The organism is Mycobacterium sp. IDUB_28 (assembly GCF_055419285.1).
In genome coordinates this window covers 254260-269720 of sequence record NZ_JBVAXK010000003.1, presented here as the reverse complement: position 1 = coordinate 269720, position 15461 = coordinate 254260, and the positions used below count along the sequence as shown (strand labels likewise).

Here is a 15461-nt window from a genome sequence, read left to right as displayed (position 1 = left end):
TCACCCCCGCGCCATCTGCTCCAGCCGGCGGATCCGGTCCTCGATCGGCGGGTGCGTCGAGAACAGCGACCCGATGCGCTCACCCGCGCGGAACGGGTTGGCGATCATCAAGTGTGCCTGGTTGGCGAGTTGTGGTTCCGGGGGCAGCGGGGCCAGTTGCACGCCGCCGGAGATCTTGCGCAGCGCCGACGCCAGAGCCAGCGGATCACCGGTCAGCAAGGCGCCCGACTCGTCCGCCTGGTACTCGCGCGAACGGGAGACCGCCAGCCGCACGACCGTCGCCGCGATCGGGCCCAGCAGCGAAACCAGCAGCAGCGCAAACGGATTGGTGCCGCCCTCGCGATTGCCGCCGAACGCTCCGAACCACATGGCCATGTTGGCCAGCGCGGTGATCACCGACGCCAGCGCCCCGGCCACACAGGAGATCAAGATGTCGCGGTTGTAGACGTGCGAGAGCTCGTGGCCCAACACAGCACGCAACTCGCGCTCGTTGAGGATCCGCAGGATGCCGGTGGTGCAGCACACCGCGGCATTGCGCGGATTGCGCCCGGTGGCGAACGCATTGGGCGCGCTGGTGTCGCTGATGAACAAGCGCGGCATCGGTTGGCGGGCAGCGGTAGCCAACTCGCGCACAATGCGGTACATCATCGGTTCCTGCAATTCGGAAACCGGTTGGGCATGCATGGCACGCAACGCCAGCTTGTCGCTGTTGAAATAGGTGTAGACGTTGATGCCGACAGCGAACAGCGTCGCAAAAATCAGCGCCGTTCGGCCGAACAAAGCGCCGGCGAAGACGATCATCGCGGACATACCGACCAAAAGCACGAACGTCTTCAACCTGTTGGCATGCGGATGCCAGGTCATTGGTGTGCCCCCTACGAACACGTCGGCTTTATTCGATTACAGCCGATCAACGCCCGGAGGCACAGTCAAGGTTCCATACGCCGGGGAAATGCCTAGCCATGCCGGCTGACGGTGTAGTCGACCAGCGCCTGCAACGCCCCCCGCCCCGGGCCCTCCGGTAACAGGCCCAGCTCGTGATGCGCCTGCGCCGCGTACTGCGCGAGGGTTTCCTTGGCCTTGGCCATGCCCGACGACGCCCGCAGCAACATCAGCGCCTCGCGGACCTGTGCATCGTCGTGAATCGGACCGGCCAGCAGCTCTCGCAACCGGGCGCCGTCGGGGCCGGTCTCCTGCAGGGCGTACAACATCGGCAGCGTCCGTACGCCCTCGCGCAGGTCGGTTCCGGGTACCTTGCCCGACTCCTCGGAGTCGCTGTCGATGTCGATGATGTCGTCGGCGATCTGGAACGCGGTGCCCACGATGGCGCCCAACCGGCTCAACCGCTCGACCTGGTCGTCGTCGGCGCCGGAGAACATCCCACCGAACCGGCCTGCGGCACCGATCAGGCTGCCCGTCTTTTCGTGGACCACCTTCAGGTACTGCGCGATGCGGTCCGCCCCGTCGGGCGCGCCGCGCGTCTCGCGCATCTGTCCGGTGACCAGCTCGGCGAACGTCTCTGCGACGATGCGCACCGCCTCCGGGCCCAATCGGGACACCAGCCGCGACGATGTCGCCAGCAGATAGTCACCGGCCAGGATGGCCACGTTGTTGCCCCACCGCGCGTTGGCACTGGGCGCGCCGCGGCGCACCTCGGCCTCGTCCATCACATCGTCGTGATAGAGCGTCGCGAGGTGAATGAGCTCGACGATCGCGCCGGCCAGCGTGACTTCGGTGTTGACCGGGTTCGGCCCGGTGTGCGCGGCCAGCACGGTGAACAGCGGGCGGAATCGTTTGCCACCGGCTTTGAACAGGTGCAGCAGCGACTCGGTCATCACCTCGTCGGAGCCGCGCAGTTCGGCGTCCATCAGCTCCTCGACCCGGGCGACACCGTCTCGAACCGTCGCGGCAAATTCGGCATCGCCTAGGTCAACGCCCACCACCACGGTCGCCGGAGTTCTCATTCGACCAACATACTGGTGAGCGTGAACACGAGAGTCTCCCAGGCCGACGTCGTGGTGGTGGGCGCCGGGCCGGCCGGGTCGGCGGCGGCCGCCTGGGCCGCTCGTGCGGGTCGCGATGTGCTCGTCATCGATTCGGCCAGCTTTCCGCGTGACAAGGCCTGCGGCGACGGGCTGACCCCGCGCGCCATCGACGAGATGCAACGGTTGGGGCTCGGCGACTGGCTGGCCGGGCGCATCCAGCACCGCGGCCTGCGGATGAGCGGTTTCGGTGGCGAGCTGGAAGTCGAGTGGCCCGGCCCGTCGTTCCCGTCCTACAGCAGTGCGGTGGCGCGCCTGGAACTCGACGACCGGATCCGCAAGGTCGCCGAGGAGTCCGGCGCGCGCATGATGCTTGGCTCTAAAGCTGTTGCTGTGCATCATGATTCGTCTCGGCGGGTGACCTCGTTGACGTTGGCCGACCGCACCGAGGTGCGGTGCGACCGGCTGATCGTCGCCGACGGGGCACGGTCCCCGCTGGGTCGCAAACTGGGCCGGCGCTGGCATCAGGAAACGGTGTACGGCGTTGCGGCCCGCGCGTACCTGGCCACCGAGCGTGCCGACGACCCATGGCTGACGTCGCATCTGGAATTGCGCTCGCCCGACGGCGCGGTACTCCCCGGCTACGGCTGGATCTTCCCGCTGGGCAACGGCGAGGTGAACATCGGCGTGGGTGCGCTGTCGACCACCAAGCGACCGGCCGACTTGGCGCTACGGCCACTGATCTCGTACTACACCGACCTGCGGCGTGCGGAATGGGGCTTCGAGGGGCCGCCGCGAGCGGTGGCCTCGGCCCTGCTGCCGATGGGCGGCGCGGTGTCCGGGGTGGCCGGGCCGAACTGGATGCTGATCGGCGACGCCGCGGCCTGCGTCAACCCGCTCAACGGTGAGGGCATCGACTACGGGCTGGAGACGGGCCGACTGGCCGCCGAGATGCTGGACTCCGATGACCTGTCACAGCAGTGGCCGGCTTTGCTGACCGACCACTACGCCCGCGGCTTCTCGGTAGCACGCAGACTGGCGCTGCTGCTGACGTTCCAGCGGTTCCTGCCCGCAACCGGGCCGATCGCGATGCGCTCCACCGCGATGATGCGCATCGCCGTCCGGGTGATGGCGAATCTGGTCACCGAAGACGACGCCGACTGGGTGGCGCGTGCGTGGCGCGGTGGCGGACGTGCCTCGCGGCTGCTCGATCGGCGCCCACCGTTCACCTGAGTGTGCCGAGCAGACGCAAAAGCCCCTTATTTCCGCAGAAATAGGGGGCTTTTGCGTCTGCTCGCGCCAGGGAAGGATATATCAGGCTGGTTGACATATATCAGTCTGGTTGATATATATGGAGTCATGAATGCACCAGTGGATTTTCAGTTCGAATCGGCCTACCGCGGCGACTCCCCACTATTCGGCGCAGGCGTCCGGCCCCCGTGGAGCATCGGCGAACCCCAGCCCGAGCTGGCTGCGCTGATCGAGCGGGGCAAGTTCAAAGGTGACGTGCTCGACGCCGGTTGTGGCGAGGGCGCGATCTCGCTGGCCCTGGCCGAACGCGGGCACCGCACCGTCGGCCTGGACGCCTCACCTACGGCAATCGAGCTGGCCCAGCGCGCGGCCGAGCAGCGGCGCATCTCCAACGCCAGCTTCGCGGTGGCCGATATCAGCGATTTCGACACCTATCCGGCCGATTCGGCCGGACGCTTCGACACGATCGTGGACAGCACGTTGTTCCACTCGATGCCGGTTGAACTGCGCGAGGGCTACCAGCGCTCGATCGTGCGTGCCGCCGCACCTGGCGCGTCGTATTTCGTGCTGGTCTTCGACAAGGCCGCGTTGCCCGGCGAGGGACCGGTGAATGCCGTAACCGAGGACGAACTGCGCGAGGTGGTTGCCAAGCACTGGGTGATCGACGACATCCGCCCGGCCCGCATCCACGCGCAGGTTCCGGCCGGTGTTCCCGGCATGCCCGGCTTCGATGCACGCGACGAAGGCGACGGCCGCATGTCCGTCGGCGCCTGGCTGCTATCAGCGCATCTGGGCTGATAGCGTGCACCGCCCAGGTGTATAGTCCGTCTAATGAAGGTAACTACGCTGGCTACTTTCGCCGCTCTGGCGGCCGCCGCTGTCGGGTCGGCGGCGCCCGCCGGGGCTGACGACTACGACGCGCCGTTCAACGCCCAGTTACACACGTACGGCATTTACGGCCCGCAGGACTACAACGCGTGGCTGGCCAAAATCAGCTGTCAACGGATCGAGCGCGGCGTGGACGGCGACGCGTACAAGTCGGCGACCTTCCTGCAGCGCAATCTGCCGCTGAAGACCACCCAGGGGCAGGCGTTCCAGTTCCTCGGCGCCGCGATCGACCACTACTGCCCAGAACAGGCCGGCTTCCTCCAGCGGGTAGGCCGCTGACGTCCCTGAGCTAACCGCTCGGCCGGCGGGTGTCGAGAATGTCGAGGGCGTTCGGTAGGCCCTTGCGGTATCGGATCCGGTCGGCAGTCTTGAGCGGATTCCACCACGGTGCCTGAAAAAGGTTGACCACGTTGACCTTCTGGCCCACATATCCCGACGCGTCCAGGACTCCGTTGGCGGCGTAGCGGCCCCCTTCGTTGGCGCCCTCCATCGTCGTCACGTTCTGATCGGTCTTGATCCACTCCCCCGCGAGGAACAGGTTGTCGATACCGGTGACCGCGCTGGGCCGCCGCGCCCACGAACCGGGATCCTGGATGAACAGCGGTTCATCGTTGCGGACATTGGGCGTGCCCGAGTCCATGATCGACGGATCCAGAAACCAGGAATGCAGCATCGAGTCGTCGACCACATGTCCGGTGTCGCTCAGATGCGCCTTGATCTGCGCCCACGCTTCCTGCGCGATCTCAGTCGGCGTGCACTGCCGTGCACTCTTGCGGTTGAAATTGCCCGGCGTGCTCCAGTCCGAAATGATCGCGGACAGGCAGTCTTTGACGGTTCCGTCGCCGTAGGTGGTGAGGCTGCGCTTCCAGAATTGCTCTTCGCTGATCGAGGTCAGTCCCCACCCCGAGTCGACGTAATTGACGTGGCCCTTGGTCACGTCCACGCGCTCCTTGAGATAGAACATCAACCCGTTCATCCACTCGGTCCGCAGCTGTGCGACGTTGCCGAGGACCGGGTCGGCGGCAATCACGTCCGGCGTGAGCACCGCTGCGAGCTTCTCACACGGGATCGCCGAAACGTACCAGTCCGCAACGACCGGTTGCGGAAATCCGTTGCCGTCAACCACGGTGGCCGACGCGATGTGCGATCCGTTCGGCGTGAGCCGGGACAGCGCCTGCCCCACTTTGAAAGTGACGCCCAGCGAGGTGAGGTGGTCGACCCACGGGTCGATCCACTGGGAGCTGGTCGGGCCGTTGAGCACCCGGTCGAAGCCCTTGCAGTCGCGGTCATTGCCGAACAACAGAATCGACCAGACCGATGCCTCACCGACCAAGCCGATCGAATGTGCGCTGGCATCTTTGGATTTCGACGCCGCCAGGTTCCGGATGATCCCGTCGGCCAGATAGCGGTTGTATTCCGCCGATCTCTTGTTCGCACCGATGAAATCCTCCCACGTCATGTAGTCCCATTGACCGAGCTTCCGCTCGGTACAGCTGGACACGTAGACGGCGAGTTTCTGTGCCGCATAGGCGGCTTCCCACAACGGCAACCGGAACAGCGTCTGGAAGACCGTAGTGACCGATTCGATGAACGCCTTCGGCGTGATCGGATTAGGAATCGTAGGCAACGGAAACGGCAGCGGGATCGTCAGATCGGCGCGACCCATCCCCGAATGCAGGTATGACGTCGCCCGGGTAAGGTTGTTCCACACGCCGTTCGCGTTGCCGCTGAACGGAATTCGACGCATCGTGTCGGTGACATTGCGATAGAAGCCTGGGAAGAACCGGAAGCCGTGTTCGGCTGGCAGCGGGGTGGCACCCGAATTCGGCACCGGAATCGAACGCGCCTTGCCGCCCAGCGCTTTACGTTCGTACACGGTCACGGTGTACCCGCGGTCGACCAGCTCATGAGCCGCCGTCAGGCCTGCCACACCGGCCCCGAACACCGCGACCGAATTGCCGGGAGCGGCACGACTCATCGGCATCGTGCAGGACAACGCGGCAGCCGCGGTAGCGGCAAGCATCGAGCGACGTGACACCCGGTATGCGGGACGCGGTGCGCTGGTCACGCCAACAAGTTAATGCGTGTTCTGAGCCCAGGACGTTATTGTCGACGGCGTTTCGCCTAGATGTGAACCGTGGTTTCTGCCGAAAGTTTCAGCGCAATGCCTTGTACGCGGCGTGCAACGCCACGATGCCGCCGGTCAGGTTGCGCCACCGCACCGCCGACCAGCCAGCCCGCGAGATCTCGTGCGCCAGGGCCGCCTGGTCGGGCCACGCCCTGATCGACTCGGCGAGATAAACGTAGGCCTCGGGATTGCTCGACACCGCCGTGGCCACCCGCGGCAGCGCCTGCATCAGATACTCCTTATACGCAGTCGCGAACAAAGCATTTGTGGGAGTGGAGAATTCGCACACCACTAACCGGCCGCCGGGGCGGGTGACGCGGGCCATCTCGCGCAGCGCCGCGGGAAAATCGACCACGTTGCGCAAGCCGAAGCTGATGGTGACCGCGTCGAATGCCTCGTCGGCGAACGGCAACCGGGTGGCGTCACCGGCGACCTTCGGAACCCTGCGGGCGCTGCCCGCCGCGAGCATCCCGACGGAGAAATCAGCCGCCACACACCACGCGCCGGACTTCGCCAGCTCCACCGTCGACACCGCGGTGCCTGCGGCCAGATCCAACACCTTATGCCCGTGCTCGATGTGCAGCGCTGCCCGGGTGGCGCGCCGCCAGAACCGGTCCTGGCCGAATGAGAGCACGGTATTGGTGATGTCATACCGGCGGGCGACACCGTCGAACATCGACGCGACGTCCCGGGGATTCTTTTCGAGGTCCGCGCGATTCACGCGTGAAACGCTACCCGCTATGCGACCTGGGCTCGTCGCGTCCCCAACACGGCCTCGTAGTGCCCGAGCAACTCGTCGCAGATCACCGGCCAGCTGCGGCCCAGCACACTGCGCCGCGCCGCTGGTGCGTAACGCGCCCGGTGCGCCACCAGATGAGCGACCGCGTCCGGCAGCCGAGCCTTGAAATCCTCGACCGGGAGCAACAGCCCGGTCCGGCATGGAGTGACCAGATCGCGGGGGCCGCCGGCGTCGGGGGCGATGACCGGCAACCCCGACGCCAGCGCTTCCTGCACGACCTGACAGAACGTCTCGTGCTCACCGGGATGCACGAAAACGTCCATGCTGGCGTACGCCGCGGCGAGCTCGTCGCCGTACAGCGCGCCGGTGAAAACCGCTGTGGGCATTGCCGATTGCAGTTTCGCGCGGTCGACGCCGTCACCGACCACGACGAGCCGCACCGCATCGGTGGCGGCGAGTACGGCAAGGCGGTCGACGTGCTTCTCCGGGGCCAGCCGTCCCACGAAGCCGACGATCGGTTTTCCGTCCGGAGACCACCGCCGCCGCAACTCCTCGTCACGTGCCGACGGTGCGTACCGGATCAGGTCCACGCCGCGCCCCCACCGGTAGACCCGTGGGAAACGCTGGGCGGCAAGCGCTTCCATCGTGGGCGTGGAGGGCGCCAGAGTACGGTCGGCCAGACTGTGCAGGTGCCGGAACCAGGCCCAGGCGGCACGCGTGGTGATGGGGATGCCATAGCTCTCGGCGAATCCCGGCACATCGGTCTGGTACACGGCGACCGTCGGCGCGCCCAACCGACGCGCCGCCCGCAGCGCACCGTAACCAAGTAGCGCGGGCGAAGCCAGATGCACCACGTCCGGGTCGAATCCGCGCAACACCCGCAGGATCTGCGGGGTGGGGACCCCGAGCGGCAGCGTCGTCACCTTGGGGAACATCCGTGCCGGCGCGCGGTGCACCCGGATGCCGTCATGCAGGCGCGCGGCTCGAGGTGACCCCGGCGGATTGTCCGGGGCGATGACCAGAGCTTCGTGACCCGTCCGGCGCAGGTGCTCGAGAACCCGAAGGACCGAGTTGCTGACACCGTTGACCTGCGGCAGGAATGACTCGGCGACGATTGCAACGCGCACGCCACCAACGGTGGCAGCCACGGCTGTCGCGGAGGTTGCCGACGGGGATACGCGACGCGAAATCTAGTGGTGGGTGCGCGCGGCCAACCGCCGGTCCAGCACCGCCAGACCGGTCAACGCAAGGGCGGCTGCCAGCCAGGCGGCCACCGCGATGGATCCGGCGGGGATGATCGCCAGTCGGGCATTGCGGTGTTGCACCCGCACCAGATTGGGATCCCGTTTGTTGTATTCGACGTAGATCCGCATCCCGGTGGCCAACTCGGACGGGTACAGCACACCGAGTTCCGGTCGATACGTGACCCGATCGGGTGTGACGAACTCGATGGTCGAGCGGCGCGGCCCGGCACTGAGCACCTCGGCCTGTGCGACGCCCATGTTGCGGCTGATCGCCAGGTCGTTGCGGTAGGCGCCGGCGACCAGCAGCACCGACTGCAGGGTCACCAGGAACGCAACGATCAGCACCCCGATCCGCACCCAGCGCACCACGATTCTGGGCCGGGTATCCGGGAGCTCCTCGCTGGTTCCGTGAATCAGTATGCGCAGCAATGCTTTCGGCGATTTCACAGCGCAGCCCTGATGGCGGCGTGTAGCTGTCGCAGCGAAGACCGGTCAGCCTTGACCTCCAGCACCCGCATGCCGCCGGCGGGTTCGCCCAGGACCGTCGGCACGTCATCGAGCTCGATCTGCCGGCTGTCCACGTGGTAGGCGCGGCACAACGCGCCGACGTCGACGTCATGCGGGGTACCGAAGACCCGCGCCGAGACGTCGGTGAACCGCGGATCACCCTGTTCGAGCAGCTCGAAGATGCCGCCACCGTTGTCGTTGGACACCACGATGGTCAGGTCCCGCGGGGTCGGCTCGGTGGGCCCGATCAACAACCCGGAGCTGTCGTGGACGAAGGTCAAGTCCCCGATCAGCGCGATGGTGCGGCCCCGGTGGGCCACGTCGTGCGCCAGCGCCGCCCCGATGATGGTGGACACGGTGCCGTCGATGCCGGCCACGCCGCGGTTGGAGCGGACCTGGATGCCGTGGGTGTCGAGGCCGACCAGCGCCATGTCACGCACCGGATTGGAGGCCCCCAGCACCAGCTGGTCGCCGGGACGCACGGCGGCGGCCACCGCGGCGGCGACATGCAGGCCGGTCGTCAGGGCATGCCCGGCGAGCTGGTCGCGCACCGCGACCACCGCTTTCCGATTCAGTTCTGCGCAGCGGCGCAACCAGGCGGGATCCGGCGCGCCGGTGGTGACCGCCCTGGTGCCGGTGGCCTGGGAATTGCCGGACACGTCGGGCCAGCGGGGTCCGGTCGTCAACGCATACACCGGCACCTTCGGATCGGCCAGCAGCGCCGAGACCGGGCGGTGCAGGGTCGGCCGTCCCAGCATGATCACCTGTTGGGGGCGCAGCAGCGGCAGCGCCAGCGGATGCAGGGGGTTACCGCGGGTCGCCGGCGCGGGGGCCGTGGGCTCGGCGACGGTCGGCAGGTCGGCGAGCTCGGGAAGTGCGGCCGCGCCGTGCCCGGCGATGACGACGGTGTCCGGCGTCAGGTCGATGTCGAGCGGCTGGTCGAAGGTGACCGGCGGGGTATAGGTCCACGGCTTGCCATCGGGCCGACCCGCCGGGGCGACCGAGCCCTGCGGTCCCGGGTCGGGCACCAGGGGTTCGCGCAGCGGAATGTCGAACTGCACCGGGCCGGCGTTGGCGCTGCGAGAACCGGTGGCAGCGGCCAACACTCGGCACGTCGCCGACCGCCAGGTGGCGTTGAGGGCGGCCAGGCGCTCCGGGGCATCCTCGGCCAGGCCGAGGCTGATCGTGGCGCGCACCTGGGTGCCGAAGTAACCCAACTGCTCCATGGTCTGGTTGGCCCCGGTGCCCAGCAATTCGTAGGGCCGGTTCGCCGACAGCACGATCAGCGGCACCCGGGCGTAGTTGGCCTCGACCACCGCCGGGCCCAGGTTGGCCACCGCGGTGCCCGACGTCATCGCGATGCAGACCGGCGCACCCGCCCCGACCGACAGTCCGATCGCCAGGAACCCGGCGGTGCGTTCGTCGATGCGAACGTGCAGACGGATCCGGCCGGCGGCGTCGGCGTCCTGCAACGCGAACGCCAGCGGCGCGTTGCGCGAACCGGGGCACAGCACCACATCGCGCACCCCGCCGCGAATCAGTTCGTCGACGACGATGCGGGCCTGAATCGTCGAGGGGTTCACTACTACAGAGTGGCACAACCGGGCTTTAGCGGCGGCTACGTGGCTGCCGGCCCTGTTAACCGCGCGACCGACATTGCGACGATTCCTCAGTAGGATGCGCTGTTATGCCGCTACGCGATGGCGACGTCTTTGCTGGATACACGATCCTGCGTTTGCTCGGCTCCGGGGGAATGGGTGAGGTCTACCTCGCGCAGCATCCGCGGTTGCCGCGGTCGGAAGCGCTGAAGATCCTGCCTGCGGCGTTGACCGACGATTCCGAGTTCCGGGACCGTTTCAACCGCGAGGCCGATCTGGCGGCCACGCTGTGGCATCCCCACATCGTGGGCTTGCACGACCGCGGCGAGTTCGACGGCCAGCTGTGGATCACCATGGACTATGTCGAGGGCACCGACGCCGCGCGCGCGTTACGGGACGCCGGGTCGACCGGCTTGCGGGAACAGGATGTGCTGGAAATCGTCGCCGCCGTCGCCGACGCACTCGACTACGCGCATCAGCGCAACCTGCTGCACCGCGACGTCAAGCCCGCCAACATCCTGCTCACCACCTCCGATGTCGAACAACGGCGAATTCTGTTGGCGGACTTCGGGATAGCGCGACGCGCCGACGACGTGAGCGGATTGACCGCGACAAATGTCACGCTCGGCTCGATCGCCTATGCGGCGCCCGAACAGTTGATGGGCCAACCGCTGGACGGTCGGGCCGACCAATACGCGTTGGCGGCCACCGCTTTTCACCTGTTGACCGGTGTTGCACCGTACGAGTCTTCCAATGCCGCGGTGATCATCGGCAAGCACCTCACGGCGCCGCCGCCGCTGCTGGCAGAACACCGACCGGGGCTGGGACGGCTGGACGCGGTGCTGTCGAAAGCGATGGCCAAGGCCCCGGCCCAGCGGTATCCGCGCTGTACCGACTTCGCCCAGTCGCTGAGCGCGGCGATGGCCGTGGCGTCGATCGAACCGACGAGTTCAGCCTTCACGCCCCGGCCGCCGCCCGATCAGCAGATGCCCGCGCCGCCGATGCCCCACCAGACCGTCCCGTGGCAACCGTACCCCTATCCGGCGCCGGCCCGCGTCCGGCGCCGCTGGCCGGCGATCGTGGTGCCGCTGATCTTGGTCGTCTTGCTGCTCGGTGCGACCGCTTTCGCCGTGACGCAGGTGATGCGGCCCGAACCGAAGTCCACCGCGGCACCGTCGTGGCAGCCGTACGTGGACTATGCCAAGCAGTTCACGGTCTGGATGACCAGTCTTAGCCCAGCGACTGCCGCGAGCGACATCCAGCGCATCGTTGATGGATCGACCGGTGAATTCCGCGACGACTTCGCACAACAAAGTTCCGATTTCCGTAAAGTCGTCGAGCAGTCGAAGGTGACTACCGTCGGGACAGTCGACAGCGCGGCATTCAACTCTCTGACCGGGTCGACGGCTCAGGTGCTGGTCGCCTCTACAGCAAAAGTCACCAACAGCGACGGCTCGCCAGGGGACCCGCGGAAGTACCGTCTGATCCTGCGCGTCGAAAAGATCGGCGTTACCTACAAGGTGTCCAAGGTGGAGTTCGTGCCGTGAGACGCGTCGCATGGTGGCTGCTCGTCGTCGCGCTCACGGCAGCGACGCTGGCCGCGGTCGGCGTCGGTAGCTGGCAACTACTGACCAAACAAAGCCACCCGGTAGTGGTGGCTAATCAATCGGCGGCGCGGCAGGCGGCGATCGAGGCCGCGAGCAACGGAACCGTCAAGATCTTGAGCTATTCGCCCGATACCCTCGAGCAGGACTTCGCCGCCGCGAAGGCGTGTCTCACCGGCGACTTCCTCACCTACTACGACCAATTCACCCGCGAAATTGTCGAACCAAGCGCTCGCACGAAGAGAGTGACTACAACGGCAAAAGTTGTACAGGCTGGCGTGGAGACTATTTCTACTAGTTCCGCAAGCATCCTGCTATTCATGAATCAGACGGTTACCAGCAACGACAGGCCAGACACAACTTCGACTTCAACCGCGGCCAGAGTTGGCCTAACCAAGGTCAATGGCACCTGGCTCATCAGTAAATTCGACGGCCTCTAGGCCTTTACCCCCGCGAAGAACTTCAACATCGCGGCATTGACGGCTTCCGGCCGTTCCAGGAACCCGAGATGCCCGGCGTCGGGAATCTGCAGGTAGCGCCCGTTCGGCAATGCGTCAGCGACCTCCCGGCCCAAATACGGCGGCGTCACCACGTCGTCGGAGAAGCCGAGCACCAGCACCGGTGCGGCGATGTTGCGATAGGCCGGCAACCGGTTGGTCTGCGGCGAGACATCCAGCTGGCGACGAAATCCCGGGGTGAGCTTGGTGGGCCACATGCTGAACATCGCGATCCAGTCCGCGATCGCGGCGTCGTCGTTCAGTGTCTTGCGCGAAAAGCTCTCCAACAGGCGGATTTTCGCGTCATAGGTGGCAGGTAACTGCACGCCCGCCGCGTCGAGATCGGACTCGGCTTGGCCGAAGAACTGACGCGTGCGGTCCAGCCGGCCGCGGGTGGCCATCAGCACCGCGGAGCTGACCAGCTCCGAGCGCACCACCATGAGTTCCTGCGCGATGAACGATCCCATCGACACCCCGACGAGGCGGACCGGACCCAAGTTCAGCGATTCGATCAGCGCGGCGGTGTCGGCGACCATGGTCGCCGTGGTGAAGCCTTCGGCGTTCTCGGTCGCACCGATCCCCCGATTGTCGAACGTGACGCAGCGGTACCCGGCGGTCAGGAACGCCGGCACCTGGTGCAGATGCCAAGTGCGGCCGGCACCGCCACGACCGGCGATGAAGACGACGGGTTCACCGTTTCCCCTGTCGTCGTAAGCCAGGTTGATCACTCGCTCGACGGTACAAGCAGCGGGTGGCAGGCCTTGACCCGGTCGATCCACCACCGCCGCCGCTCTGCGGGCGCGGCCAGCGCCCGCAGCCGCGCCGGATCGGGCGCTACCGGCCCGACCGGTAAGCAGCCGTCGAGGGGCTCAGCGACGTCCGCAACGTCGTCCAGGAACAACCTGCCGGTGCCCAGCCCGCAGGCATGACGCAACTCCGGCAACGCCGCGGCGGCGGTCAGGCCGTAGCCGATACCGACGGCGGAATCGAGTGCACTGGACACCACGATCGGGATGTCGATCTGCTCGGCGATCGACAGCATCGCCGAAATCCCGCCCAGCGGAGCAACTTTGAGCACCGCGATGTCGGCGGCGCCCGCGCGCACCACGGCCAGTGGGTCCTGCGCCTTGCGGATGCTTTCGTCCGCCGCGATGGGTACCTCGACCCGTCGGCGCAGTTCGGCGAGCTCGGGCACCGTCGCGCAGGGTTGTTCGAGGTACTCCAGCGCGCCATCGGCCGTGAGCGCTGCAGCGGCCCGCGCCGCCTCGTCCACGCTCCAGCCGCCGTTGGCGTCCACCCGCACGGTCGAAACCGACGCGCGCACCGCATTCAGCCGGGCGACGTCGTCGGCCAGGCTCTGTCCCGGCTCGGCGACTTTCACCTTGGCGGTACCCGCGCCGGGGAACCGGGCCAGGACTTCGGGCACCTCGGCGGCACTGACGGCGGGAACGGTGGCATTGATGGGAACGCGGTCTCGCAGCACCGGCGGCGCCTCCAGATACGCGCTCTCGATCGCCGATGCCAGCCAGTGCGCGGCCTCCGGCGGTTCGTATTCGACGAAGGCGCCGAACTCCCCCCAACCCGCCGGGCCCTCGATCAGCGCCAGCTCGCGGGTGGTGATACCGCGAAAGCGCACCCGCATCGGCAGTGCCACGACGTGCAGCCGGTCCAGCAGGTCGTCGACGGTAGGGAGCGGGGACACCCTCGTAGGGTCTCAAATTCTGGCCGACCGCGCGTCCGCATGTGATAACGTGATTCTCCAAAATAGAGAAGTTAATTCTTTACAAGTGCGGCCGGAGGACCGATGACTGCCGAACGAGCGCGACGGTGAGGCGGTCGACCCGGTGGGGTCTGACCGTCGCGACCGCGTCGCTGGCAGCTGTCGGTGCGGCCGGCGCGCGCGAGGTCGCGCGGGTGACGACCGCGACCCGCAACGGCGTGACTGCGCGGGACGGCGTGCCGGTGCCACGGCCGTCGGTCGGCCTGGGGGTGGCCGCCGCCCTCGACGCCCTGGCCGCCGGCCCGATGCCGCTATTGTCGTCGCTCGGATCGCCGGAGCACTATGCGGTGGCATCGGCCGAACTCGACGCCGCCGTGGCGTATTACCGGGACGCCGGCTGGCTCGACGACGCGGGTCGCCGGCATCGACAGCCGCCTCCCCCTGACGTGCAGACGAACTCACTGCAGGGGATCGAGCTCGTCCGGTTCGACAGCGGTTGGCAGCCCGAGGCGGGCGAACCGGGCGCCGAGCGCTGGCGGTCGTTCGCCGCCAACCACACGGTGCCGGTCCGGCTGCTGCGTCACCCCGGCGCGCCCCGACCGTGGCTGGTCGCCGTCCACGGACAGGGCATGGGACGGCCCTCCGATCTCCGGATGCTGCGGGTGCGCCGGTTGCACGAGCAGCTCGGCATCAACGTGGCGCTCCCGGTACTCCCGTTGCACGGGTCTCGTGCCTGCGGCTACTCCCCCTACGCACAGTTCGCCTCCAACGTCTTCGCGACGAACAACGTGCTGGGGCTCACCCAGGCCGTGTGGGACATTCGCCGACTGCTGCAGTGGTTGTGCGACGACCAGCAGGCGCCTGCGGTCGGCGTGTTGGGGTTGTCTCTGGGCTCCTACGTGATCAGCTTGCTGGCGACGCTCGAGGGTGACCTCGCCTGCCTGGTCGCGGTCGTGCCCACCAGCGACCTGGCCGCGTCGATGCGCGAAGCCGTCCCGCTGACGTCCGCCAAGCGCCGGTTGCACCGTCAGGTGCACGACGATCGCTCAGCGCTGGTGCACCGGGTCGTGTCGCCGCTTGCCCGGCCTTGCCTGGTACCCCACGAACGGCGCCACATCGTGGCCGGTCAGGTCGACGGGATCGCCCCGCCCCGCGGCGCCGCCGAACTCTGGCGGCACTGGGACCAGCCGTCGATCGCCTGGCGGCCGCGCGGCCACCTCACCGCGTGGCGCGGGAGAGACTATGACGACCACATCGCCTCGGTCCTCACCTCGTGCGGACTGCGACACTAGCCGGGATGCAC

General features: G+C 67.3%; 15 protein-coding genes. 6 read left to right on the top strand and 9 right to left on the bottom strand.

Annotation, left to right across the window (positions count from 1 at the left end):
* Together htpX and grcC1 are read right to left on the bottom strand one after the other, a co-directional pair.
* On the bottom strand, window positions 1-864 hold the full coding sequence (gene htpX, locus ACZYZ9_RS08060; protein ID WP_463825717.1) for a zinc metalloprotease HtpX: 864 nt from the start codon (window positions 862-864) through the stop codon (window positions 1-3).
* A 92-nt stretch (window positions 865-956) separates the two neighbouring features.
* A complete protein-coding gene (gene grcC1, locus ACZYZ9_RS08055) occupies window positions 957-1964 on the bottom strand; it encodes a nonaprenyl/(2E,6E)-farnesyl/geranylgeranyl diphosphat synthase (RefSeq protein ID WP_463825716.1) in 1008 nt (335 codons plus the stop codon).
* A gap of 21 nt (window positions 1965-1985) precedes the next feature.
* On the opposite strand from grcC1, the gene menJ reads away from it, so the two are divergent.
* From menJ to ACZYZ9_RS08040, 3 genes are all read left to right on the top strand, one after another.
* On the top strand, window positions 1986-3215 hold the full coding sequence (gene menJ, locus ACZYZ9_RS08050) for a menaquinone reductase (protein ID WP_463825715.1): 1230 nt from the start codon (window positions 1986-1988) through the stop codon (window positions 3213-3215).
* Between the two features lie 126 nt (window positions 3216-3341).
* Entirely contained in the window at window positions 3342-4031 is a 690-nt protein-coding gene (locus tag ACZYZ9_RS08045) for a class I SAM-dependent methyltransferase (RefSeq protein WP_463825714.1), read from the top strand.
* 33 nt (window positions 4032-4064) lie between these two features.
* Window positions 4065-4400, top strand: a complete 336-nt coding sequence (locus ACZYZ9_RS08040; protein ID WP_463825713.1) for a DUF732 domain-containing protein — start codon at window positions 4065-4067, stop codon at window positions 4398-4400.
* Window positions 4401-4410: 10 nt separating this feature from the next.
* On the opposite strand, the gene ACZYZ9_RS08035 is transcribed toward ACZYZ9_RS08040, so the two are convergent.
* From ACZYZ9_RS08035 to menD, 5 genes are all read right to left on the bottom strand, one after another.
* Window positions 4411-6189, bottom strand: coding sequence for a hydroxysqualene dehydroxylase (locus ACZYZ9_RS08035; protein WP_463825712.1), 1779 nt, complete (start codon window positions 6187-6189; stop codon window positions 4411-4413).
* Between the two features lie 88 nt (window positions 6190-6277).
* Complete coding sequence (locus ACZYZ9_RS08030; protein WP_463825711.1) at window positions 6278-6970, bottom strand: demethylmenaquinone methyltransferase; 693 nt, start codon at window positions 6968-6970, stop codon at window positions 6278-6280.
* Between the two features lie 17 nt (window positions 6971-6987).
* Window positions 6988-8115 carry a glycosyltransferase family 4 protein gene (locus ACZYZ9_RS08025; RefSeq protein WP_463825710.1) on the bottom strand — a complete coding sequence of 376 codons (1128 nt, stop codon included), beginning with the start codon at window positions 8113-8115 and terminating at the stop codon, window positions 6988-6990.
* A gap of 63 nt (window positions 8116-8178) precedes the next feature.
* On the bottom strand, window positions 8179-8679 hold the full coding sequence (locus ACZYZ9_RS08020) for a DUF3592 domain-containing protein (RefSeq protein ID WP_463825709.1): 501 nt from the start codon (window positions 8677-8679) through the stop codon (window positions 8179-8181).
* The gene (gene menD / locus ACZYZ9_RS08015) at window positions 8676-10322 is read right to left on the bottom strand and encodes a 2-succinyl-5-enolpyruvyl-6-hydroxy-3-cyclohexene-1-carboxylic-acid synthase (RefSeq protein WP_463825708.1); all 1647 of its coding nucleotides are present in this window, start codon (window positions 10320-10322) and stop codon (window positions 8676-8678) included. Before menD ends, ACZYZ9_RS08020 begins: the two co-directional genes overlap by 4 nt.
* A 104-nt stretch (window positions 10323-10426) precedes the next feature.
* Here menD and ACZYZ9_RS08010 point away from each other — a divergent pair, with 104 nt between their 5' ends.
* Together ACZYZ9_RS08010 and ACZYZ9_RS08005 are read left to right on the top strand one after the other, a co-directional pair.
* Complete coding sequence (locus tag ACZYZ9_RS08010; RefSeq protein WP_463825707.1) at window positions 10427-11884, top strand: serine/threonine-protein kinase; 1458 nt, start codon at window positions 10427-10429, stop codon at window positions 11882-11884.
* The gene (locus ACZYZ9_RS08005) at window positions 11881-12381 is read left to right on the top strand and encodes a hypothetical protein (protein WP_463825706.1); all 501 of its coding nucleotides are present in this window, start codon (window positions 11881-11883) and stop codon (window positions 12379-12381) included. Before ACZYZ9_RS08010 ends, ACZYZ9_RS08005 begins: the two co-directional genes overlap by 4 nt.
* Here the strand turns inward: ACZYZ9_RS08005 and ACZYZ9_RS08000 are convergent.
* Together ACZYZ9_RS08000 and ACZYZ9_RS07995 are read right to left on the bottom strand one after the other, a co-directional pair.
* On the bottom strand, window positions 12378-13166 hold the full coding sequence (locus tag ACZYZ9_RS08000; RefSeq protein WP_463825705.1) for an alpha/beta fold hydrolase: 789 nt from the start codon (window positions 13164-13166) through the stop codon (window positions 12378-12380). The two genes, ACZYZ9_RS08005 and ACZYZ9_RS08000, sit on opposite strands and share 4 nt — an antisense overlap.
* Window positions 13163-14080 (bottom strand): o-succinylbenzoate synthase, encoded by a 918-nt coding sequence (locus ACZYZ9_RS07995; RefSeq protein ID WP_463825978.1) that lies wholly within the window; start codon window positions 14078-14080, stop codon window positions 13163-13165. The genes ACZYZ9_RS08000 and ACZYZ9_RS07995 overlap by 4 nt, the downstream gene beginning before the upstream one ends.
* A gap of 185 nt (window positions 14081-14265) precedes the next feature.
* Between ACZYZ9_RS07995 and ACZYZ9_RS07990 the strand changes: the two genes are divergently transcribed.
* Window positions 14266-15450, top strand: coding sequence for an alpha/beta hydrolase family protein (locus ACZYZ9_RS07990; protein WP_463825704.1), 1185 nt, complete (start codon window positions 14266-14268; stop codon window positions 15448-15450).
* The last annotated feature ends 11 nt before the right edge of the window (window positions 15451-15461 follow it).

What these genes read in the sequence shown, in the direction of transcription:
- ACZYZ9_RS08045 (WP_463825714.1), top strand. Translation starts at nt 3,342, where the DNA reads ATGAATGCACCAGTGGATTTTCAGTTCGAATCGGCCTACCGCGGCGAC.
- grcC1 (WP_463825716.1), bottom strand. Translation starts at nt 1,964, where the DNA reads ATGAGAACTCCGGCGACCGTGGTGGTGGGCGTTGACCTAGGCGATGCC.
- htpX (WP_463825717.1), bottom strand. Translation starts at nt 864, where the DNA reads ATGACCTGGCATCCGCATGCCAACAGGTTGAAGACGTTCGTGCTTTTG.
- ACZYZ9_RS08040 (WP_463825713.1), top strand. Translation starts at nt 4,065, where the DNA reads ATGAAGGTAACTACGCTGGCTACTTTCGCCGCTCTGGCGGCCGCCGCT.
- ACZYZ9_RS07995 (WP_463825978.1), bottom strand. Translation starts at nt 14,080, where the DNA reads ATGCGGGTGCGCTTTCGCGGTATCACCACCCGCGAGCTGGCGCTGATC.
- ACZYZ9_RS08010 (WP_463825707.1), top strand. Translation starts at nt 10,427, where the DNA reads ATGCCGCTACGCGATGGCGACGTCTTTGCTGGATACACGATCCTGCGT.